At 36.2% G+C, this 19,961-nt stretch carries 23 protein-coding genes, 2 pseudogenes and 1 riboswitch; of the genes and pseudogenes, 23 read left to right on the top strand and 2 right to left on the bottom strand.

Features of this window, described 5'->3' with window-relative positions:
• Positions 1–135 precede the first annotated feature (135 nt).
• The 9 genes and pseudogenes from BN986_RS17950 to BN986_RS17910 all read left to right on the top strand — a co-directional run bounded on the left by BN986_RS17950 (position 136) and on the right by BN986_RS17910 (position 6,578).
• Complete coding sequence (locus BN986_RS17950) at positions 136–969, top strand: alpha/beta fold hydrolase (RefSeq protein ID WP_040982685.1); 834 nt, start codon at positions 136–138, stop codon at positions 967–969.
• Positions 970–1,043: 74 nt separating this feature from the next.
• Positions 1,044–1,492 (top strand): annotated as a pseudogene (locus BN986_RS17945) (ASCH domain-containing protein).
• A gap of 170 nt (positions 1,493–1,662) precedes the next feature.
• Complete coding sequence (locus BN986_RS17940) at positions 1,663–2,445, top strand: MBL fold metallo-hydrolase (protein WP_081922256.1); 783 nt, start codon at positions 1,663–1,665, stop codon at positions 2,443–2,445.
• A gap of 169 nt (positions 2,446–2,614) precedes the next feature.
• On the top strand, positions 2,615–3,685 hold the full coding sequence (locus BN986_RS17935) for a hypothetical protein (protein WP_052400888.1): 1,071 nt from the start codon (positions 2,615–2,617) through the stop codon (positions 3,683–3,685).
• Between the two features lie 173 nt (positions 3,686–3,858).
• Positions 3,859–4,179 (top strand): YqfO family protein, encoded by a 321-nt coding sequence (locus BN986_RS17930; RefSeq protein WP_040982681.1) that lies wholly within the window; start codon positions 3,859–3,861, stop codon positions 4,177–4,179.
• Positions 4,180–4,229: 50 nt separating this feature from the next.
• The gene (locus BN986_RS17925) at positions 4,230–4,757 is read left to right on the top strand and encodes a GNAT family N-acetyltransferase (RefSeq protein ID WP_040982679.1); all 528 of its coding nucleotides are present in this window, start codon (positions 4,230–4,232) and stop codon (positions 4,755–4,757) included.
• A gap of 180 nt (positions 4,758–4,937) precedes the next feature.
• Positions 4,938–5,258: a MazG nucleotide pyrophosphohydrolase domain-containing protein gene (locus BN986_RS17920; RefSeq protein WP_040982677.1), complete on the top strand. Its 321-nt coding sequence runs from the start codon at positions 4,938–4,940 to the stop codon at positions 5,256–5,258.
• 61 nt (positions 5,259–5,319) lie between these two features.
• Positions 5,320–5,724 carry a VOC family protein gene (locus BN986_RS17915; protein ID WP_040982675.1) on the top strand — a complete coding sequence of 135 codons (405 nt, stop codon included), beginning with the start codon at positions 5,320–5,322 and terminating at the stop codon, positions 5,722–5,724.
• A gap of 23 nt (positions 5,725–5,747) precedes the next feature.
• Positions 5,748–6,578, top strand: a complete 831-nt coding sequence (locus BN986_RS17910; protein WP_040982962.1) for a GNAT family N-acetyltransferase — start codon at positions 5,748–5,750, stop codon at positions 6,576–6,578.
• A 681-nt stretch (positions 6,579–7,259) separates the two neighbouring features.
• Here BN986_RS17910 and BN986_RS17905 read toward each other — a convergent pair.
• Positions 7,260–8,489 (bottom strand): MFS transporter, encoded by a 1,230-nt coding sequence (locus BN986_RS17905; RefSeq protein WP_052400886.1) that lies wholly within the window; start codon positions 8,487–8,489, stop codon positions 7,260–7,262.
• A gap of 75 nt (positions 8,490–8,564) precedes the next feature.
• On the bottom strand, positions 8,565–9,137 hold the full coding sequence (locus BN986_RS17900; protein ID WP_040982673.1) for a DUF2087 domain-containing protein: 573 nt from the start codon (positions 9,135–9,137) through the stop codon (positions 8,565–8,567).
• Positions 9,138–9,416: 279 nt separating this feature from the next.
• Here BN986_RS17900 and BN986_RS17895 point away from each other — a divergent pair, with 279 nt between their 5' ends.
• The 14 genes and pseudogenes from BN986_RS17895 to BN986_RS17830 all read left to right on the top strand — a co-directional run bounded on the left by BN986_RS17895 (position 9,417) and on the right by BN986_RS17830 (position 19,909).
• Positions 9,417–9,620, top strand: a complete 204-nt coding sequence (locus BN986_RS17895; protein ID WP_040982672.1) for a helix-turn-helix transcriptional regulator — start codon at positions 9,417–9,419, stop codon at positions 9,618–9,620.
• A gap of 34 nt (positions 9,621–9,654) precedes the next feature.
• On the top strand, positions 9,655–10,044 hold the full coding sequence (locus tag BN986_RS17890) for a hypothetical protein (RefSeq protein WP_040982670.1): 390 nt from the start codon (positions 9,655–9,657) through the stop codon (positions 10,042–10,044).
• A 22-nt stretch (positions 10,045–10,066) separates the two neighbouring features.
• On the top strand, positions 10,067–10,594 hold the full coding sequence (locus BN986_RS17885) for a DUF6141 family protein (RefSeq protein ID WP_040982668.1): 528 nt from the start codon (positions 10,067–10,069) through the stop codon (positions 10,592–10,594).
• Between the two features lie 277 nt (positions 10,595–10,871).
• Positions 10,872–11,450: a type 1 glutamine amidotransferase family protein gene (locus BN986_RS17880; RefSeq protein WP_040982666.1), complete on the top strand. Its 579-nt coding sequence runs from the start codon at positions 10,872–10,874 to the stop codon at positions 11,448–11,450.
• Positions 11,451–11,545: 95 nt separating this feature from the next.
• On the top strand, positions 11,546–11,824 hold the full coding sequence (locus BN986_RS17875; RefSeq protein ID WP_052400884.1) for a hypothetical protein: 279 nt from the start codon (positions 11,546–11,548) through the stop codon (positions 11,822–11,824).
• Positions 11,825–12,087: 263 nt separating this feature from the next.
• Positions 12,088–12,840 (top strand): Fic family protein, encoded by a 753-nt coding sequence (locus BN986_RS17870; RefSeq protein WP_040982664.1) that lies wholly within the window; start codon positions 12,088–12,090, stop codon positions 12,838–12,840.
• A 161-nt stretch (positions 12,841–13,001) separates the two neighbouring features.
• The gene (locus BN986_RS17865; RefSeq protein ID WP_040982662.1) at positions 13,002–13,919 is read left to right on the top strand and encodes a hypothetical protein; all 918 of its coding nucleotides are present in this window, start codon (positions 13,002–13,004) and stop codon (positions 13,917–13,919) included.
• Positions 13,920–13,994: 75 nt separating this feature from the next.
• Positions 13,995–14,096, top strand: a riboswitch (SAM riboswitch).
• Between the two features lie 99 nt (positions 14,097–14,195).
• Positions 14,196–15,311: a 5-methyltetrahydropteroyltriglutamate--homocysteine S-methyltransferase gene (locus BN986_RS17860; protein ID WP_040982660.1), complete on the top strand. Its 1,116-nt coding sequence runs from the start codon at positions 14,196–14,198 to the stop codon at positions 15,309–15,311.
• 213 nt (positions 15,312–15,524) lie between these two features.
• A complete protein-coding gene (locus BN986_RS17855; RefSeq protein ID WP_040982658.1) occupies positions 15,525–15,986 on the top strand; it encodes a GNAT family N-acetyltransferase in 462 nt (153 codons plus the stop codon).
• Positions 15,987–16,057: 71 nt separating this feature from the next.
• The gene (locus tag BN986_RS17850; protein WP_040982656.1) at positions 16,058–17,347 is read left to right on the top strand and encodes an acyl-CoA thioester hydrolase/BAAT C-terminal domain-containing protein; all 1,290 of its coding nucleotides are present in this window, start codon (positions 16,058–16,060) and stop codon (positions 17,345–17,347) included.
• Positions 17,348–17,375: 28 nt separating this feature from the next.
• Complete coding sequence (locus BN986_RS17845; protein WP_040982654.1) at positions 17,376–18,176, top strand: GNAT family N-acetyltransferase; 801 nt, start codon at positions 17,376–17,378, stop codon at positions 18,174–18,176.
• A 35-nt stretch (positions 18,177–18,211) separates the two neighbouring features.
• Positions 18,212–18,583: a cupin domain-containing protein gene (locus tag BN986_RS17840; RefSeq protein ID WP_052400882.1), complete on the top strand. Its 372-nt coding sequence runs from the start codon at positions 18,212–18,214 to the stop codon at positions 18,581–18,583.
• A gap of 287 nt (positions 18,584–18,870) precedes the next feature.
• Positions 18,871–19,153, top strand: a pseudogene (locus BN986_RS17835) (hypothetical protein).
• 75 nt (positions 19,154–19,228) lie between these two features.
• A complete protein-coding gene (locus tag BN986_RS17830) occupies positions 19,229–19,909 on the top strand; it encodes a response regulator transcription factor (protein WP_040982652.1) in 681 nt (226 codons plus the stop codon).
• The last annotated feature ends 52 nt before the right edge of the window (positions 19,910–19,961 follow it).

Here is a 19,961-nt window from a genome sequence, read left to right as displayed (position 1 = left end):
GATAGTGTTAAGGTTAAAAGGAAGGGAATCGAATTCCATACATATAGTATTGTTTTTAGAAACGGTTTTCGAATAGATTATGTAGACAATCATTATGTGCATCTTATTTTAGATTAGAAACGGGGAATAAACGATATGTGGAAGCAAGGATTCATAGAAACAGAACGAGGTATTTTCGAGTATTTTACAGCTGGTCAAGGATCCCCTTTAGCTATTGCGCACTTATATATGGCGTTTGACGAACGTGGAAGCTTATCGGCAAACCCTTTTACCGGGCATTATAAGGTTTACTTAATTAATACACGGGGAGCAGGCCATTCTGTACAGGCTGAAAACGAAAATCAACTTAGCATGAAAGAGGTTATAAAAGATTTAGAAGCAATCCGAAGCGCATTACGTATTGATAAATGGGCGTTTGCCGGACATTCAACAGGTGGAATGCTGGCATTACAATATGCAATAGAGGCACCGGATGCTTTAACAAAAATAATTGCAGGATGTACAGCAGCAAGTAAAGAATATGCTGCACATAAAAACAGCATCTACTGTTCAGAAAATAAGCATTTTTCACGAATAGTTGAAATCATGGAGTTATTGAACAATCCTGATACAAAGCTGGAAGAACGTCAAAAATTAGGGCATGAATGGGCTTTAATGTCTTATTATTCGGAAGATAAATTAATGGAAGCAAAAAAACGTCCAAATAGCGGTCGAACGGTTGGAGAAAACCTGGATCATTTTAGAAAAGTAGAAGTGAAAAACTATGATCTTCGGAATCAATTAAACAATATAAATATACCTGCTTATATATATGCCGGTAGATATGATGCGCAATGTCCTGTGGAATTTGGTGTAGAAATCGCAGAACTTATTTCTCATTCCCAATTAATTGTTTTTGAGGAATCAAATCACAATCCGTTTATTGAGGAGGAAGAGAAGTTTAAAGCGTTTGTAAGGATGACTGTATAAAGATATAGCAGAATTCCATGGAAGATGAAAGAAAAAGAGATATTTAAATGAGCAGAGTATGGAGGAGATACATGATGAATCAAGCAGCAGAAGCATACTGGAATGCGTATTGGAAAAACCAACCAAAGCCTGAATCAGTTAGTGCATGGCAATTCGGGGATGACCCTGATACGCTCGCCAAGCTAGTGGTAGATGGTATTAAAACAGCAACCTGTTCAGGGCATATATTCTACGAGCTCGAGAATGAACCGCTCCCAACAACGGAAGATTATAATATCATATTAAATAATGATGATAAGCCGCAGCAATCACGAAGACAGTAGAGGTTACGATCATTCCAATGAATGAGGTCAGTGAAGAATTTGCTATTGCAGAAGGGGAAGGGGACAGAACTTACCAATATTGGTGGGAAGTCCATGAGGAATTCTTTAAAAATGAATTGCATGCAATCGGACGGGAATTTACGGAAGATATGCTTCTTGTTTGTGAGCGTTTTGAAGTGATTCATGTAAAAGGGGAATAAAGGTTTGCTTCGTCAAAAGATCTATCAAATCATTGTTGGATAATCCTAAGAAGATGCGACAGATGATTGGTAAATAATATGAATATCAGAAGTTGCAGGGTGATCTTTCGAGAAGCTCTTTCATAAAGTTTGTTTTATCTTCATTAAAGAAAAAACAGGAGGAAATGCTTATGTTAAACGATCCATGGTTTACTGTCCGAAAAATAGATGAAAAAACATATGCCATTAGTGAGCTTGGTCATTGGGAAAAAGTGCATTCTTTTTTGCTTATTGGAGATACAAAAGCAGCATTAATTGATACAGGCTTAGGTATTGATAATATGAAGCGAATCACAGATCAGCTTACGCATCTGCCGATTGACGTTATCACGACGCATGTACATTCCGACCATATTGGAAGTCATGGAGAATATGATCGGTTATTTGTACATGAAGCGGAAAGGGATTGGCTGGTTCATGGAATAGTAGGATTGCCGCTGGAACAAATTAGAGAAAATACGGCGAGAGATATTACGATTCCTGTGCCGGAAAGCTTTGATCCGAATACATATAAACCTTTTCAAGGCGAGCCGACGGGGGTATTAAAAGATGGTGATTGCGTGGAGCTGGGAAATAGAACGTTAATAATCTACCATACTCCCGGCCATTCTCCGGGTCATATTGTAATTTTTGATAAGGATACCGGCTATTTATTCACTGGTGATTTATTATATGATGAAACACCAGTCTATGCTTTTTACCAAACGACAAATCCTGTAGACTTAGTAAATTCGTTAGAGAAGCTCACTAAAATAGGCCATATCTCCATGATCTATGGATCTCATAATACATTGGGGCTTGCTCCCGAAATTTTAGATGAAGTGAAAAATGCAGTGGAATATTTACGGAAGCATGATTTCGTGCGATTTGGTACAGGGATTCATTCTTTTCATGGGTTTAGCGTGCAGTTTTAATTCTAAGCATGATAGAGCGGGCTTTTTCTGTGAAATTTTCTATTGTTGGATCTGGAAAGGCTATGAAATCTCCTATTGACGGTTTAGGCTGAGGGATGCCCAAAAAGATTTCATTGCGTATTTTTTGAAAAATCACGGATCAAAGCAGATGAAGGAAGGGTAATTATTAGTGATAGATGAGAATATTATGAACGCCGTTGAAAAATTAAAAGTAGAAAATATAAAGAAGGAACATATTTCAAAGATTGGCGAGGGTGCTTGGCATACCGTATATAGAATAGAAAGGAAAGGGAAAGAGGATTTAGCATTAAGAGTTAAGAAAAAATATACTTATGGGGTTTTACAAGAATATAATGAGGGTGAATTGATTTCGGAATATGAATCAACAAAGATGTATTATCACTATGCTAATACTTGTTCCCATAATCTGTGCCCCTCTTATTTTGATTACTATCTGAATCCATCATTGGTATTTACCATCGAAAGTTTTATGGGGAAGGGGACACTTCAAAAATTAGAGCAGACAGAGGCATTTTTAATTGGAGAAAAGGCAGGTTATTTCTTTCAGGAGATGCATAGTAAAGTACCTCATCTCAAGGGATTTGGTGATTTGACATGGAGCGGGGAAAACCTTGAAGGAAGTATTCAGCAGGAACCTGAACACATTTGGCAAGATGATAATGACTTTTATATAAATATATTAAATAAATTGCTTTCGGCTGATTTACAATTTGATATAGAAATAGTTGCAGCGAAGATTGTTAGTATAATTGAAGCACGTCGTAAAAATCCACAAAAAATATCAATCGTAAATCAAGATATAACACCAGAAAATATAATAACTAATATAGAACACCTTGCTATAATTGATCCATTACTAAGGTTAGACTTTGATGTTAAATATGCTGGTTATTTTGTTTTTTGCTATAAATTCCTTCTTCCAGCTTATTCTGATGCGCCAAGATATCGTAATAATTCCTATTGTCAATACGCGAATACATTAAGTGAAATGGCTGACGGCTTTATAAGCGGTTATACCAGGAATGACGTAAATCTCATTGAACGGATAATGAATGAGTATATTTTGTGGGTTTTATTAGAGGTTTATGAACATTTTGAAGTCCTGAATGAAGAAAATGTAAGCTATAAGACTTTACAACAAATGGGAAGTAAAGAAGTCATCAAGAACAGGCTTTTCTTATGTTTAAAACAATTAGAATATTTATGTTTAGATAGATAGCAGGACGGCCTTGCTTTCAAAAAAGTACATAAAAAGATAAGAAATATAATAAATGACATCGGTGTATGAAGCGAATATTATGTTCATACCTTTTTTACTTCGTGTTGTAAAATATAAGGTAACGATAGTTGAATTCTTTGTACAGAAGAGTGTAATGAAGGGGGAGAAATGTATTGGAAAATAAATATGTGAAAGTGGAAGTTTTATTGCCGGAAGTATATATCGAAAAGGTAAGAAATGCATTAAATGATATCGGAGCTTTAAGAGTCGGTAATTATGATCATGTCATTTCTTACTCGGCTGTAAAAGGATATTGGAGACCGTTGGAAGGAGCCACACCGTTTAATGGTCCTGTTGGAGAGATATCTTTTGGCACAGAGTGTAAAATGGAATTTAATTGCTTATATCAAAATATAAAAGATGTAGAAAACACAATTAGAAGTGTTCATCCTTATGAAGAACCGGTTATTAACGTAGTATCGCTATTAAACTAAGATTTTTCATTAACTTCTAAGCAACACAAAATGATAGGAGATGGATGTTATTGATTAGATTAGAACATTTTGGCAGACAAGATTTTGATTTGCTTATAAGTTGGATCGATTCACCGGCGTTACTTATGCAATGGGCAGGACCGCATTTTAAATATCCCTTGGATGTCGAACAATTAAACCATTATATGGAAGGTGCTAATGAAGAAAACGCAAAAGTACATATTTTTAAAGTTTTTTTAGATAAAACCAATGAAACAATTGGACATATTTCTCTAAACCATATTGATTTAAAGAACCGTACTGCAAGAATAGGAAAAGTATTATTAGGTAACAATGCCATACGTGGTAAAGGGATCGGGCAGAAAATGGTTACTGAAGTACTCAAAATTGCTTTTGATCACCTGTCTTTACATAGAGTCGGGTTAGGTGTATTTGATTTTAATGAATCAGCTATAAAGAGCTATGAAAAAGTTGGCTTTGTGAAAGAAGGGTTGCTCCGAGACGTTAGGAAAGTAGGAGATGAATATTGGAGCTTATGGGAGATGAGTATGTTAGAGGATGAATGGAGAGGAATGTAATAAAATAGAGAATTTCATTATAAGAGACGGATTTATAATATGGCATGCGGTATGCAATGGAAGTTTTCCTGACTTACTTCAATAAACACAGAAAAATTATTAAGAAAGTGAATTACATAGGCTATCGAATTTGTAATTTGTTAAACTTCATAATAATGGAAGTAAAAGGAGCGGTAAAAAATGAATGTAACAGAGTTTCAAGAATGGGTAAATAATTATTATGAAAATAGAGGCTGGTCTGAATTAGATATTTTCATTCGCATCGGCTTTTTAGCGGAGGAAACTGGAGAAGTGGCTAAAGCTATAAGAGCTCTTGAAATTGGCAGAGATCGACCGGACGAAGATATAGAATCATTTTTGGACAATAAAAATGCTTTAGCAGAAGAATTAGGAGATGTGTTGGGGAATGTCATTGTCATTGCCAATAAATATAATATTTCTTTAGAAGAAGTATTTCATTCTCATAAAGAGAAGCTGTTAAAGCGTTATTCTTATGAATAAGTATATAGTGTGGGAAACAACATGAAAAGTTATTTAAAAATAATAAGAAGCAGGTGACACCATGAAATTTAATGATTTTTCAGCAATGCAAGTAAGAATAGCCAGGCCGACAGATAAGTTTGAAGAAATAATCAGCTTCTATGAAACAGGGGTTGGCTTAACCAAAATAGAAGTGTTCGAAGGGAAGAGAGGATTTAAAGGCGTTATCTTCGGGTTGCCTCATACAGACTACCACTTAGAATTTACCTCACATCAAGATGGTAGTCCTTGTCCAGCTCCTACGAAAGATAATCTGCTGGTTTTTTATATAGAAAATAAAGATGAAATAATGCATGTTGTTCATAGGCTGGCAAAGATGGGGCATAAAGAAGTAGAACCGGAAAATGAATATTGGAAAGAAAAAGGCGTCACGGTAGAAGACCCAGATGGCTGGAGAGTGGTTTTTATGAACAGGTCTTATATGTAAGTAGAGTAGGATGGTGGTTAATGATGATAATTGAATTAAAAATGTCCGAATTTCATAGGTGTAAAGATTTATTATTGAAGCAAAGTCAACCAGAAGCTAAAGCCGTGGTAGAAGGAATAAATCCAGGCCGTATTTTTGTTGATAATATAAATACACCAGCATCTGGAGTGATCTGGTTAGGGAATAATGATGGTTTTTTCTTTATTGGAAACGAAAGAAATGAAAGATTCAATAATGAATTAAATCATTTTGTTGACACAGTGATTACACCAGAGGCAAAGAAAGTAGGGTTAACCTGGTTTGAGGGAATTGGAGATCATCATAAATGGGATGACACGATAAAAAGGGTGTTTGCAAATCGTCATTTAGGAAGCTGGAAACAAAGGGTTTACACATTAGAAAAAAATGATTACACAAGTAACTTTAATCTTATGATTGAAGAAGGATATGATATTGTCAGAATGAGTGAAGCGCTTTTTGAAAATAAGGATAAATCCATAAAAAATATTGATTTCTTACACTCCCAAATTGCAGAGACTTGGTCTTCACCGGACTCCTTCCTCCATAAAGGTGTAGGTTATTGTGTCATTTATAAAAATGAAATTGTAAGTATATGTTTTTCAAATTTTGTTGTTGATAATGTACACAGTATTGCTATTGAAACATTGGAAGAGCATCAGGGTAAAAAATTAGCACAAAAGATTGCCTCAGCTTATGTAGAAGATTGCATGAAAAATAACTTCATTCCGTATTGGGATTGTATGGAATCTAACAAGCCTTCCATTGCTGTTGCAGAAAGAATTGGATTTAGAATGAAGTTTCATTATGTAGGGTATGACTTTAAGTTGGGGTGATTGTGACTTCAATGTTTGTTATTTTTTGAAAATTATTACAATAACTTAGGTGTTTATGCTAAAATATACTAAAAAAGAGGAATTTATCATGATTAAACAAAGCGAAAAAAATTCTGTTAATGGAGAGTGAAAAGAATTTAAAGCTTTGTTTGAAATCAATGAATCTATATCTCCTAGAAAAAGAAATATTACAGTTCAAATAGAAGAGAGAGATAAAAATTTAAAGCGTACAGAGAAAAGGAACTAATCGCAGTTTATTTGACTAGAGATATACAGGGTGAAATAAATATGGATAAAAATGAATCGATCGATTTGAGGTATTTTAATTTAGATGGTTTGCCAGATGATTTAACACCTGAAGCAAAAAATTATATGGAACCTTATCTCCAGCGATTAAATAAGTGACTTGAGAAAACATGTTTGAAGGACACCTAAGGAATTAATCAATTTCTTATTTATTATCTGATATGAATTTGCTGTCTGTGGGGCTTGATCATTTGTTTAACTAATCTTTTAGAAGAATTCTGCTTGCTATTTTAACAGTTTTTCCTTTTTCAGCAGCAATGATTTCATCAGAATATAAGGTATTACATGATTACAATGTCTGAGACATGCTTTTATAAAAGATTTCCTGAAAAGGTGATAGATATATGTCTTGTCTTATATCTGTCACCTTTGTTTTTATTTGAAATCCAATCGTTTTAATTTTCGGATGGAAGCACGAAAATCTACACTTCTAAATGCAAGTATAAAAATGAATGCAAATAGGATATAGGTCACACCTACGAGAAAAGAACTTTGCAAGGGGGAAAGCCATTCTGTTAAAAAACCCGCTCCAATCATTGCAATGCCCATGGAACTATTCTGAAACATGGATAAAGCACCAAATAAAAATCCCCGTTTAGAAGCAGGTAGTATCTTCATCAAAACTGTATCAAAGCAAATGTTACTTATTCCGCCTACAAACGTTATAAATATGGCAAGCGCTAGAGCTTGCATAAAAAAGCCCGATTGGCTGAGTAGTAAATGACCTATGCCCTCCAGTAAAATCATGAAAACTCCTATCGCAATATATTTGCCGCGAATCCATTTAACCACCGTAGAGCTTAAGACAAAACCTATTCCTAAGGATGCATAAATAAAACCAACTCCCAGGTCTCCTTTATTAAACACTTCTAAGGCAATTAGATTAAATATGACATTATCCACGCCATTTGCAAGCGGCATGAGCAGCATAACCATTAAGAATACGCGTAATAAAGCAACTCTTATAATAAGAAGCCCGCTTTCACGCCATGAAGATTCTGCAGCTTCCTTTTTTGAATGGTTCGTCATGTTACTTCTGATTAAGCGGCTTATTAAAATAGCTGCTGACATTAGACAGATTGCATGAGAAAAAAATAAAACATACACAGTGGTTAAAAAAGCAATGATACCTCCAAGCAGTGAGCCGAAAACAAGTGTTATGCCTACTACATTTTGTTCTAATCCATTAACGGAAACCAAGTTTTTCTTTTCGACAATATCAGGAATAAGCGAAAAACGAGTGGGGTTATACACAGCCTGCCCGCTGGCGATAACAAATGTACTAAGATACAAGGGCCACAACTGCTCTGTCATTGCTCCCAAAATTGGAAGTAATGCGAACGGTGCTCTTAAAAGGTCTGTCCAAAATAAGAGCTTTGCCTTATGAAAACGATCAGCCAGGTATCCGCTGATAGGGGCAAATATAATTGTCGGTAAGACAAGCAGAGCCATAAGTATCCCTAGAGCAACTCCGGATTCCGTTAATAGATAAAGGAGCGCAAAGGATCCGACTTGAGCGAACCGTCCACCAATTCCATTTAATACAGAACTCCAAAATACAATTTGATAGTTGGGTTCTTTTTTTAATATCTGAAAACCAGGCAAAAATATCCCTCCAATAAAGTAGATGTATATCTAAATAGACATATATCTAATTAGTTATTTAAAAGAATAGCCTGATTAAACAGGCCACATATCAACCGGATTAAGCTCATAAATACTATCTTGGCGATACATAAAATGTGCCATCACAAATTCTCGCCGAATCGTTGCATAATCTGGATGATATTGCTGAATGTGTTCATTGATTTCTTTTTCTTGATATGTTTTTCCGTGCTCTAAACCACGCAGCATATATTCTAAGAGAATCAGCTTTTTCTTTCTTTGGGCAGGCAATGACTTTAATCTTCCTTTACTATCAATAAAGTTTCGAATGATATTTGCTTTTTCTTCATTTGTTATATCAAACTTTGCGAACATTTCATCACTCCCGATCCGAATAATTTCCATTGCCTTTCGTTCCAGTTTATCTTTGTTTAAATAAAAATAAATCGTATTCTTATCACGTCGCTGATAAACCACATCAATCTCCTTTAATTTAGTTAAATGATGCGAAATGGTCGGCGGTTTCAATCCTAATTTGCCAGCAATTGCTTGTCCATGAAGCGGTCCGGATTTCAATAAGCTAATAATACGTATTCGGGTTTTATCTCCAATGGTTTTGTGAAAATGCACGATTCGATCTAATTGCATACCTATTCCTCCTTAACTAATTTGATTATAATCTAATTAGATGGATATGGAAACCGTTTTTTTGAAATTAATATTTACCAACTGGTGAATTTGTGTTCAAAAGCCTTCGTACTCCATCGTGTATGGTATGTTTAATAAATAAAATAATGTGTTTTTTAACGCAACATACGGTATGAAGATCATCAAATATGAAAATTTATTATTCAAATGTAAACCTTCCTTGACAGTCAAGTTTCCTTTACTTTACAATGAGAATTATAGAGAGGAATGTTCGCGAATATGCTGAATCGAATGAAACAATTAAGACAAGAAAATGGAATTTCTCAAGAAAAAATGGCAAATATGCTGGGTGTATCCCGACAAACAATTATTTCGATTGAGAAAGGCCGTTACAACCCTTCATTGCCGCTTGCTATTCAAATCGCACGTTGTTTTCATACGACAGTGGAGAATGTTTTTATTTTAGAAGAGGAAGAGAAGTAATCTGCAAATCTAATTTTTACGGGAGTGTCAGTATATGAAAATGAACAGCAAAACAGGAAGAATCTTTTTCTTGATTGGGGGCTTTATCTTTCTTTTTTACACCTTATTAATAGGCTTTTCCAGTATAGCAACAGGAAATTTCTTTGCAGGACATGAACTTGTTTATTTTGGTGTAACGATTATGTCTTTTTGTCTGGCTTATTTGTATCCGCAATTTAAAGAAAATGATGAACGGACAAAAAAAATACGGGAACGAGGCATGTTTTTTAGCTATTTTATCATTTTAGGTTCTATGATTATTCTTATGCCGCTCTTTCAATTTGGAGTTGTTCACTTAAATGGCTATCAGACCGTAAGTATTTTAGCAACATTGGCGATAGTGAGTGTCTTTTCTTCCTTTGTTGTACTATCTAAACGTTATTAAAATGGTTAGGGAGTATACTGGTATGAAAAAAGACAATAACCTTGTATATCAAGAAATCCAACGGCCACGGCAAATTTGGATATGGCTGCCGCTCTTATTATGTGCCGGGATCATGTGGTATTTGTTCATTCAACAAATTATCTTTGGTGTACCTGTGGGGAACAACCCGGCTCCAGACTTATTTATGATCATTTTTTGGTTTATTTTTGGAGTGTTTATTCCAATCTTTACTTTAGGAATTAAGCTGGTTGTTGAAGTACGTCATGATGGCATTTATGTCCGTTTTTATCCTTTTCCATATAAGCGATTTCTTTTTAAAGATATGAATAGTTATGAAAGTATCACTTATAATTCCATAAAAAGATTTGGAGGCTGGGGATTGCGTATAAATATGAATGGTGAAAAAGCTTATAATATTTACGGAAATAAAGGGATGAAATTAAAATTAAAATATGAAACCGTGGTGATCGGCACGCAAAAACCGGAGGCACTAGAAGCTGCTATACAAACCGTGTTTAACAGACAGTCTTCAGATCAGATTAAGGTATAACATTGGAAAAGTTTTATCAGGTAATCTCCGCATTTGCTGTGAAGGAATAGGGAAATTAAATGATTACTGAATTATTTGCACAATAGGAAATTACGGAGAACATGGCGACCTGAAATTTTTATAAAAATGACTTGTAAAAGAGCATTTGTTTGATATAATAAATACATCGAACGAGTGTTCTTTTTGTGTGTAAGTACCAAACCCTAAGTCATTTTCTTGAACTGAAATTAGATAGTAAACAAGGGAATAGAAAATGGTGATGAAGGGGTGTTAACAGATGAAAAAAGAAATTTTAATTTTTTTGTCAGATAATTATGCTGATTGGGAAGGATCGTATATCTGCTCAGAATTGAATCACCCGGACACTGGATTTGTTGTTAAAACACTATCACTTACAAACAACCCGGTTAAATCAATGGGCGGGTTTACTGTTATTCCGGATTATACGATCAATGACCTGCCTACAGATTATCACATGCTTATTCTAGTTGGCGGTACATCCTGGTCGCAGAGGAAAAATGAAGCTATAAAGCCGATCGTAGATAGGTGCGCAGAAAAGAAAATTCCCGTTGCGGCAATATGTGATGCTTGTACTTTCTTAGCGGATAAGGGGTTTTTAGATAATATAAAGCATACCGGAAACTCAGCAAATCATCTAAAAGAATTTGCTCCTCATTATAAAGGCACTGCACATTTTGTGGAAAAACAAGCTGTTTCTGCAGAAGGTTTTATTACTGCCAATGGTACCGCTGCAGTTGAATTTTCCCGGGAAATTTTAAAATACTTTGATTTGATGAAGCCAAAGGAATTGGAAAATTGGTTTCAAATGTTTAAAATCGGCTTTTACACTAAGTGATGTTCAGGTTCAGCTTTAAGGGGAAGAGATGAAAAAGAACCATTGTTCATGTATAATAAAAATATCGAAATCATGTGGTGAAGGGGTGAGTTCACATGCGTGAAGAAAAAGTGACAAATGAGCATCTAATGCTTGCTATAAAGGAAATAATACAGAAAGTAGACAAACTGGATACCAGAGTGATTTCTCTGGAGGAAAAGGTAAATAAACTGGATTCCAGAATCACTTCCGTAGAAGAAAAGACAGACAAGATAAATACTGGAGTTGTTTCATTAGAAGAGAAGGTAGACAAAGTAGATTCTAAATTAGATGTGTTATCTACAGAATTACTATCTACCAGGGCAGATGTAAACATTCTAAAAAAAGCTAGATAAACCTGTTACGCAGTGAAAAATGAATCATAGATCATTTCAAACCATTAGTATATCTCATTAAGATAGAACAATGGTTTTTTTGTTGCAGATATGAAGGAAAGCTGTCGATGTATAATAATTCTATTGTGGAATTTGATACAGCTGTAAAGGGTTTGGTTGATGCTATACTAATGTATAACATCATTGGAAACGATTAAAATTTTATTCAAAAGTTTTAAACATTAAAGAGCAGGTATTTTTCAAAAAAGTTGGGAGGGATATATTTGGATGCGCAAAAGAAATTATTAAATAAATCAAGTGTTTTAAAAGAACTATTAGTTAAAAAAAGACCTTTACCTTACCAACTGGTAAAAGATATGAAAGAGGATTTCTACATTAAAAATACGTATCATTCCAATGCGATAGAAGGAAATACGTTAACTCTTTATGAAACAAAGGCCGTTTTAGAAGACGGTATTACCATCCGGGGTAAATCTTTTCGTGAACATGCTGAAGCAAATAATCATAAAGAAGCTATTACGTATGTAGAGGAATTAATAGATGATGATATTCCGTTAACCCAACGTTTTATAAAAGACATTCACGCAATAGTAATGCAGGGGATAGACAGAACAATTGCTGGCAAATATAGAAATTCTGCTGCTTTGACAACCGGTGCTAATCATACCCCTCCATCTCCTGAAAAAATTCAAGATGAGATGGATAGCTTGATGTATTGGTATGAAAATATGATTGATTTACATCCTGTGGAAAAAGCGAGTCTGTTACATGCCAAATTTGTAAATGTTCATCCTTTCTCTGATGGGAATGGAAGAACATCTAGATTATTGATGAATTTTGAGTTGATGAAGTCTGGGTTTCCTCCAATCACAATTGAGAAAGACGACCGGTTTAGGTATTATGAAGTGCTGGATATTTCTGGTACGAAAGGAGATTATCAACCTTTTGTATTGTTCATAGCAGAACGGGCGGTAAGCACTTTAGAGAAACATTTAGATTTTTTAAAGGGTTTATAACTTAAGAAAAATAAAATCCAGTCATTCAATTATTGATAACTGATAATGAGACAGATGCATCATGAGCAATCCACCATCGATAACAGAATTTCTTGAATTTTAGAAACTATTTTCCCATTAACACGTAATACATAGCAACAGTTCTTAAGGAGATGATTCATGTGCAGGCACCTCCTCATAAGAAAAAATTCGAATCTGTTCGAGAAGTTGGAAAAACAAGCGTTGGTTATCTGTTGCAGGCAATAGCTGCTTTTATAGGTATGGCAGGAGTTTCAAGTTTATTCAAAGAATTCGATATCGTTCTTTTACTTGTCATGCTTGGAGTATTGACTTTCCCATTATGGTATATAGGAATGGGAATAAGAATAGGTTTCCGGAATATAAAAAGTGGATTTTGGCTGAGTTTTCGAATGTTAATGTATCTTTCCGTTTTTGTTCCATTCATTCTCTTAAGCTATGAATTTTTGTATGATGTGAAGGAAGGATCCATTCGTCAGGACAATGAAACATATATCATCCTTAATGGCAATGGTGGATTTGACATTGCAGAAGCTGTTCTGGCAGCTGTCATTTTACTCACTGGCGGTCCCATCTTTCATGGAATGGGATGGAAAATGAAAAGAATTGTTATTCCATTCATTTCTGGTTTGCTATTATTACCCTTACTTCTTATATTATCTTGGGATGACTTTCGTATGATTGATTTACAACAGGGTGTTGCTATTAATTCGTTGGGTGAAAAGCAGGAAGCCGGTTGGGAAGAAGTAGATCAGGTGACCATAGAGCTTTTTACAAGGTCTACTTCTGGTGGCAGAAATCGTGCTCCTCAAACGACGCCGCTATTTGCTTTTCATTTTGCGGATCAACAAGGAAATACGTTTACTTTCGATAATTTTGGCTATAACAATGCTAAGATGGAAGAGACACTACAGATTAAAGAAGCAGTCATTGCGGAGAATATTCCGCTTCAAGTGGAAGAACCATCAGAGGAAGAGTGGTGGAGAATAACTCAAGAACTGGAAAAAGATGCGGTGAATGAAGAGCTGTTCGATGAATTATTTACACCTGCTGTTCCCTAGATTTTGGGATTTTCCTTGACGAATAACTCGCTCACTTGTAAAGTAATTTATAAGTATTCATATAATTTCATATCATTCTTATCCAGAAAGGCGGAGGGACTGGCCCGTTGAAGCCTTGGCAGCAGACTTGATTTGTACTGTGCTAATTCCAGAAGCATTTTTGCTTGAAGATAAGAAGAGTTTTCATCCATCATACTTAACCTCTTCTATTTTTAGAAGGGGTTTTTAAATTGGATTAAAGAATGAATTTAGCAGATAAATAGAAAGGGGTATTCGATGACAATATCAGCAGAAACGAAACATACACGTGCTCCATTCAGAGCAGATCATGTAGGGAGTTTTCTCCGTCCAAAGCGTTTGAAAGATGCGCGTACGCAAAAGGCAAAGGGAGAAATTAGTCAGGAGCAGTTACGTCAAATTGAAGATGAGGAAATTACGAAACTGGTAGAACAGCAGAAAGAAGCCGGACTTCAATCAGTGACAGATGGCGAGTTTCGCCGTGCCTGGTGGCATTTTGATTTTCTGGAAGGTTTAGATGGTGTGGAAGGTTATACCGCAGAGCAGGGTTTGCAGTTCACTGGGGTGGAAACGAAGAAACGGGGTATTAAAGTAACAGATCAAATTGGCTTCAGTAATCATTATATGATCGAGCATTATAAATTCCTTCATGGTATTGCTGGAGATGCTGTTGCCAAATTTGCGATTCCAAGTCCGAATATGCTCTTTTTCCGGGCAGATTTTGAAGAAGGGATTTATGAAAATGATGAAGCGGTTATTGATGACTTGGTCGCTGCTTATCAAGGCGTGATTCAGGCATTATATGATGAAGGCTGCCGCTACTTACAGCTCGACGACACTTCCTGGGCTACCTTTTTCTCAGAGGAAGGCAGAAATTCTTTGATTGAAAAAGGGAGAGATCCGGAGAAAACAGCTGAATTATGTGCAAGAGCAATCAATGAATCGATTGCAAACAGACCGGATGATATGCTGGTGACGATGCATATTTGCCGGGGCAATTTTCAATCTACCTATATGTCAAGCGGCGGTTACGAAGCGGTTTCTGAAACGATTTTTGGCAGTCTGCAGGTGGACGGGCTTTTCCTGGAGTTTGATGATGACCGTTCGGGCGGATTTGAACCGTTGCGGCATGTGAATCGTGATGATTTATATATCGTGCTCGGATTGATTACATCTAAATTCAGTGAACTGGAAGATCCGGAAGTAGTGAAAGCACGGATTGCTGAAGCTGCGGACTATGTGCCGTTGAATCAACTTTGTCTAAGCCCCCAATGCGGGTTTGCTTCCACAGAAGAAGGAAACTTATTGAGTGAAGCACAGCAATGGGAAAAAATCCGGCATGTTGTCCGGATTGCTGAGGACGTTTGGAAATAAATTTTTAGAAGAAAAAGGGGATTTGGAGAGGTTATCTTTCCGAATCTCCTTTTTAAATAAACTTAAATTACAAAAAATTTCAAACAAAGAAAGAAATCCATATAATTATTTGATATATTAGTAATTACCATAAGAATAGTGAACTGTTTTATCACGGATAATAGAAGCAACAAATGGGCAGTACATAGTACCAATTATAAAGGAGAAATGAAGATGGAAATTCGCAGTTTACAGAGTTCTGATTACGATGTTTTGATTCCGCAGATAAATGATTGGTGGGGCGGACGTGACATGGCAGGGATGCTGCCTAAATTATTTTTTAATCATTTTAAGGATACCAGCTTTATTGTGGAAGAAGATGAAGAGATTGTTGGATTTTTATCGCAAGACAAGTCAGACGAAGTATATATTCATTTTGTAGGTGTACATCCGGATTACAGGAAGAAAAACATAGGAAAAATACTTTACGATAACTTTTTGAACAAAGTTAAAATGGCTGACCGGAAAGTTATCCGCTGTATCACTTCACCAGTAAATAAAACATCGATTGCGTTTCATCAAAAAATGGGTTTTATGATTGAACAAGGAGATAAAACAGTGGATGGTGTAGCTGTGAAATCAAATTATGATGGGGTTGGCAATGATCGTGTTCTGTTTCGTAAGGAAATAGAATAAATCGTTATGAAAGATAAAGGTTCTTAAAAATAACAGAGAGTAATAAGATAAGATTCGATCGGAGGGACGTTATGTCACCTAAACTGCAAATCAGTTCAATAGATTCCTATATGGATGAGACAATTTACATAAAGGTAATTGGCTGTTCAGCAAATACGAAAGTTTCCATCCATGCCTCCACCTATGATGAAGCGCATAAGCAGTTTCACTCTTATGCGGCTTTTATAGCAGATGATAACGGTGTTGTGGATGTATCTTTGCAAAAGCCGGTGGAAGGTACTTATGATAAAGCTGATGCTTTTGGCTTGTTCTGGTCGATGGACCATACGGATTCCAAATGGGGAGATTATTATCAAAAGAGCAGTTCGGATAAAGTTTCTATCACTTTGGTTTTGAAAGTGAATGAGGAAGAACAAGAAACTGTCACGATTTATCGGCATTTTTATAGGGAGGGAGTAATAAAGGAAACTGTGCAGCATCATCAACTAAAAGGAACACTCTTTCATCCGGAAGAGCAGGGAAATTATCCTGCTGTTTTAATATTAAGCGGATCAGATGGCGGTATGCAGGAGCATGCAGCGGCTTTGTTAGCTTCTAAAGGATATACTGCATTGGCGCTCGCTTACTTTGGGGAGGAAGGGGTGCCGAAAGACCTTGAGGAAATTCCGTTAGAATATTTTCAAGAAGCAACAAGGTGGCTGAAACATCACGAATATGTCAATGGAGATGTAAGCTTAATTGGCTATTCCAGAGGCGGAGAGCTTGCCCTGCTTTTAGGAGCAACATTCAATGACTATCAATCTATTATCGCAGGTGTCCCCAGCGCCTATATAACACCAGGTATGAAAAATGGGATATTTGCTCCTATAACGTCCTGGATTTTCAATCAGGAAGCTTTGCCTGCCATCAAGTTTAAGTACCCTCTTTCGATGATGTTCTCTACCATGAAGAATTGGCTCATCAAAAAGCCGATATCCTTTTCAGCTATATGGGAGCATACCTTAAAGGATCAGGAGAAGACGGCAGAAGCCAGAATTCCGGTTGAAAATATTCAGTCTCCTGTCATGTTTATTTCTGGCGGCGATGATCAGTTATGGCCATCCAGCCGCTATGTAAATCTAATGGAAAAGACGCGGAAGAATTTGAAGAAGCCGTATCAAGACCGTTATTTATATTATGAACATGGCGGTCATTTTTTATCTTTTCCTTATAGCTTTGCTCAACTGCCTGCTAATGTATTTATGCAAGTAGGGGGAGGCATGACGATGACGTTTGGCGGAACAAAGGAAGCAAATGCAGATGCAGCAAAGGATTCCTGGGATAAAATATTGGAATTTCTTGCTGCGAGTAATAGAAAGTAATCATTTTATATTTACTGGAGGGACGGGAATGATACGAAAACTGACAAAAGCGGACCATGTGAAAGTGATGGAGCTGGTCGAACCAAAAGCAGCAGAAAATTTGTTTATTATTGGAAACATTGAAGCGTTTGGCTACGATTCTGATATTCAAGATGTGTGGGGAGAGTGGGAGCAGAACAAACTAATCGCTGTTCTCCAACGTTATCGTACTTATTTTGTGATTTACAGTGAAGGGGAATATGATGCTAAAGGCTTTGCGGAAATTATAAATGCACATAAACAGCGGTTCGATTTAAGCGGCCTGAAGCATCTGATTGCCCCTTTAGAAACATATATTAATAGATACGTTCGTGTACATAAAGAAACATACTATGCAGCCTGCGAAAAGTTACGTTACCCGGTGAGTGCAGAGCAAATAGACCAGGTAGAATATCTGACCACTGCGGATTATGAAGAAAATATTGATATGCTGGGATCCATACCGGAATTTTCAACAAGTAATGTAACAAAAGAATCCAGAGAAGATGCAGAGAAAAATAAGACAGGGCGTACTTATTTTATCCGTGATGAGAAAGGAACAATGGTGGCGTCTGCATCGACTACAGCTGAAAATTCCCAATCCGCGATGATTGTCGGCGTGGGAACAAGACCGGGATATGAGCGTCAGGGCTATGCAACGAAGTGTATGGAGAAATTATGTGCGGCATTATTAGCAGAAGGAAAGTCGCTTTGCCTGTTTTATGATAATTCGGCAGCCGGAAATATCTATAAACGATTAGGTTTTGAAGATATCGGGATGTGGACGATGATTCGTTATGAAGCCGAATAGGTTTCTATTTTAATAAGAATAAGGAGGGGGATGCTTTGAAAATTATATCTTTTGAAAAAGAATTCGGAGCTTCCATGCGTTCGGACACAACGAAATTTACTGCACATCGAATTTTAATGGATGCTGATGGTATTAGAATGGGGTATATGTACCTGGAAGCAAATGATAAAATACCTTTTCATGAAGCACTGGCAGATCAGCTTTTCATGGTTGTATCTGGAGAAGGCTGGGTCTGCGGGGAGGATGAGAACAAAATTATCCTGTCTTCTGGTAAAGCAGCTTTTTGGAAAATGGGAGAGTTTCATGGTGCAGGAACAGATTCTCGAATGACTGTTTTAGTATTAGAGGGGAAGGATCTAAATTCCCGGAATATGCCTGTTTTAAAGAATGTTGTAACAAGGTATTAATTGATTATTTTTTCTCAATAAAGGAGCGTGCATCATCGATTTCCAATGCACTCCTTTATTTGTTTTGGTGAAGATTTATAAAGGTGCACTTTTCAATTGAAGAAAGAGTGATTATTATAATAAAGTAATAGCAATTATATAAAAGTGAGTGGTAAACGTGAATGAGGGAAAAACAATTTTAATTATTGAAGATGACCAGGAAATTACTGTATGTTATTTAAACAAAAATGGAAAGAAACAGATTAGTATGATTTCAGTGTATATCTAAAATATATGGAGGAATAGGTATGTGGTTAATATTAGGGGGGTATTGCAATAGTAGTAACTTTTATAAATCTTTATATGTATGCAAAAGGAAAGGATTATAAGCTCGCCATGGCGTTAGGATTATCATTTACAGCACTAACACTTTGTGCAGAGTACAGTCTCGTATCGGATTGGGTAGAAAGGGAGGATTGGTCAGCTTTAGGGGAAGTACCTAATTTTGAAAGCGTATTATGGTTTTTGACAATTGCTTCTATCTTACTAAATATAGCACCTATACTTTTAGAACGAAAAGGTAAGAAATAATGAATTGTTCTTGTAAAGAAAAAAATAATTATATATCTGAAAATGTGATGATACTTATAAAAGTGAGTGGTAAATGTGAATGAGGGAAAAACAATTTTAATTATTGAAGATGATCAGGAAATCAGCAAACTGCTGCATGTTATTTTAACAAAAATGGGAATGACACCAGTATCTGCTTATTCAGGGACAGAGGGTCTACTCCAGCTGCAAAGCAATCCATTCGATTTGATTTTATTAGATTTGATGCTGCCTGGAATAAGCGGTGAAGAATTTATTACACAGGTCAGAGAGGAAAGCGCAATCCCGATTATTGTGATTTCCGCAAAGATTGGAGTAGAGGATAAAGTTCAAGTCTTGAAAATGGGAGCAGATGATTATATAACCAAGCCATTCCACCAGAAGGAAGTAGAAGCCCGTGTGGAAGTACAGCTGCGAAAATCGATTGCTCAGTCCTCACAGGAAGATGAAAAGGTCTGGCGAGGGTTGACTATCTTTCCAGAAAAGCTGTCTGTCACACTAGAGAACAAATCATTGCAGGTAACCAATGCGGAATTTGATATTTTGTCCTTATTTGTCAGTCATCCGGAGCATGCCTTTTCTAAAAGAGAGATTTACGAAAAAATTTGGAAAGGCACGTATGTCGGTGATGATAACACCATTAGTGTACATATCTCCAATCTGCGCAGAAAAATGGCTGAAATTACTTCTGAAGAGTATATCAAAACAATTTGGGGAGTCGGGTTCATGCTGGTTTAATCCATATTTGTTTTTCTTTATGAATTCTTTATGATTTGCTTAAAGGATTTTA

Origin of the sequence: Oceanobacillus jeddahensis, from assembly GCF_000750635.1 — a bacterium.
Classification (GTDB): domain Bacteria; phylum Bacillota; class Bacilli; order Bacillales; family Amphibacillaceae; genus Oceanobacillus; species Oceanobacillus jeddahense.
This window is presented reverse-complemented; position numbering and strand designations above follow the sequence as displayed.

Bases quoted from the DNA above. Each gene is read 5' to 3' on its own strand.
- BN986_RS17950 (WP_040982685.1), top strand. From the start codon at position 136: ATGTGGAAGCAAGGATTCATAGAAACAGAACGAGGTATTTTCGAGTAT.
- BN986_RS17940 (WP_081922256.1), top strand. From the start codon at position 1,663: ATGTTAAACGATCCATGGTTTACTGTCCGAAAAATAGATGAAAAAACA.
- BN986_RS17920 (WP_040982677.1), top strand. From the start codon at position 4,938: ATGAATGTAACAGAGTTTCAAGAATGGGTAAATAATTATTATGAAAAT.
- BN986_RS17915 (WP_040982675.1), top strand. From the start codon at position 5,320: ATGAAATTTAATGATTTTTCAGCAATGCAAGTAAGAATAGCCAGGCCG.
- BN986_RS17910 (WP_040982962.1), top strand. From the start codon at position 5,748: ATGATAATTGAATTAAAAATGTCCGAATTTCATAGGTGTAAAGATTTA.
- BN986_RS17900 (WP_040982673.1), bottom strand. From the start codon at position 9,137: ATGCAATTAGATCGAATCGTGCATTTTCACAAAACCATTGGAGATAAA.
- BN986_RS17895 (WP_040982672.1), top strand. From the start codon at position 9,417: ATGCTGAATCGAATGAAACAATTAAGACAAGAAAATGGAATTTCTCAA.
- BN986_RS17890 (WP_040982670.1), top strand. From the start codon at position 9,655: ATGAAAATGAACAGCAAAACAGGAAGAATCTTTTTCTTGATTGGGGGC.
- BN986_RS17885 (WP_040982668.1), top strand. From the start codon at position 10,067: ATGAAAAAAGACAATAACCTTGTATATCAAGAAATCCAACGGCCACGG.
- BN986_RS17880 (WP_040982666.1), top strand. From the start codon at position 10,872: ATGAAAAAAGAAATTTTAATTTTTTTGTCAGATAATTATGCTGATTGG.
- BN986_RS17875 (WP_052400884.1), top strand. From the start codon at position 11,546: ATGCGTGAAGAAAAAGTGACAAATGAGCATCTAATGCTTGCTATAAAG.
- BN986_RS17860 (WP_040982660.1), top strand. From the start codon at position 14,196: ATGACAATATCAGCAGAAACGAAACATACACGTGCTCCATTCAGAGCA.
- BN986_RS17855 (WP_040982658.1), top strand. From the start codon at position 15,525: ATGGAAATTCGCAGTTTACAGAGTTCTGATTACGATGTTTTGATTCCG.
- BN986_RS17850 (WP_040982656.1), top strand. From the start codon at position 16,058: ATGTCACCTAAACTGCAAATCAGTTCAATAGATTCCTATATGGATGAG.
- BN986_RS17845 (WP_040982654.1), top strand. From the start codon at position 17,376: ATGATACGAAAACTGACAAAAGCGGACCATGTGAAAGTGATGGAGCTG.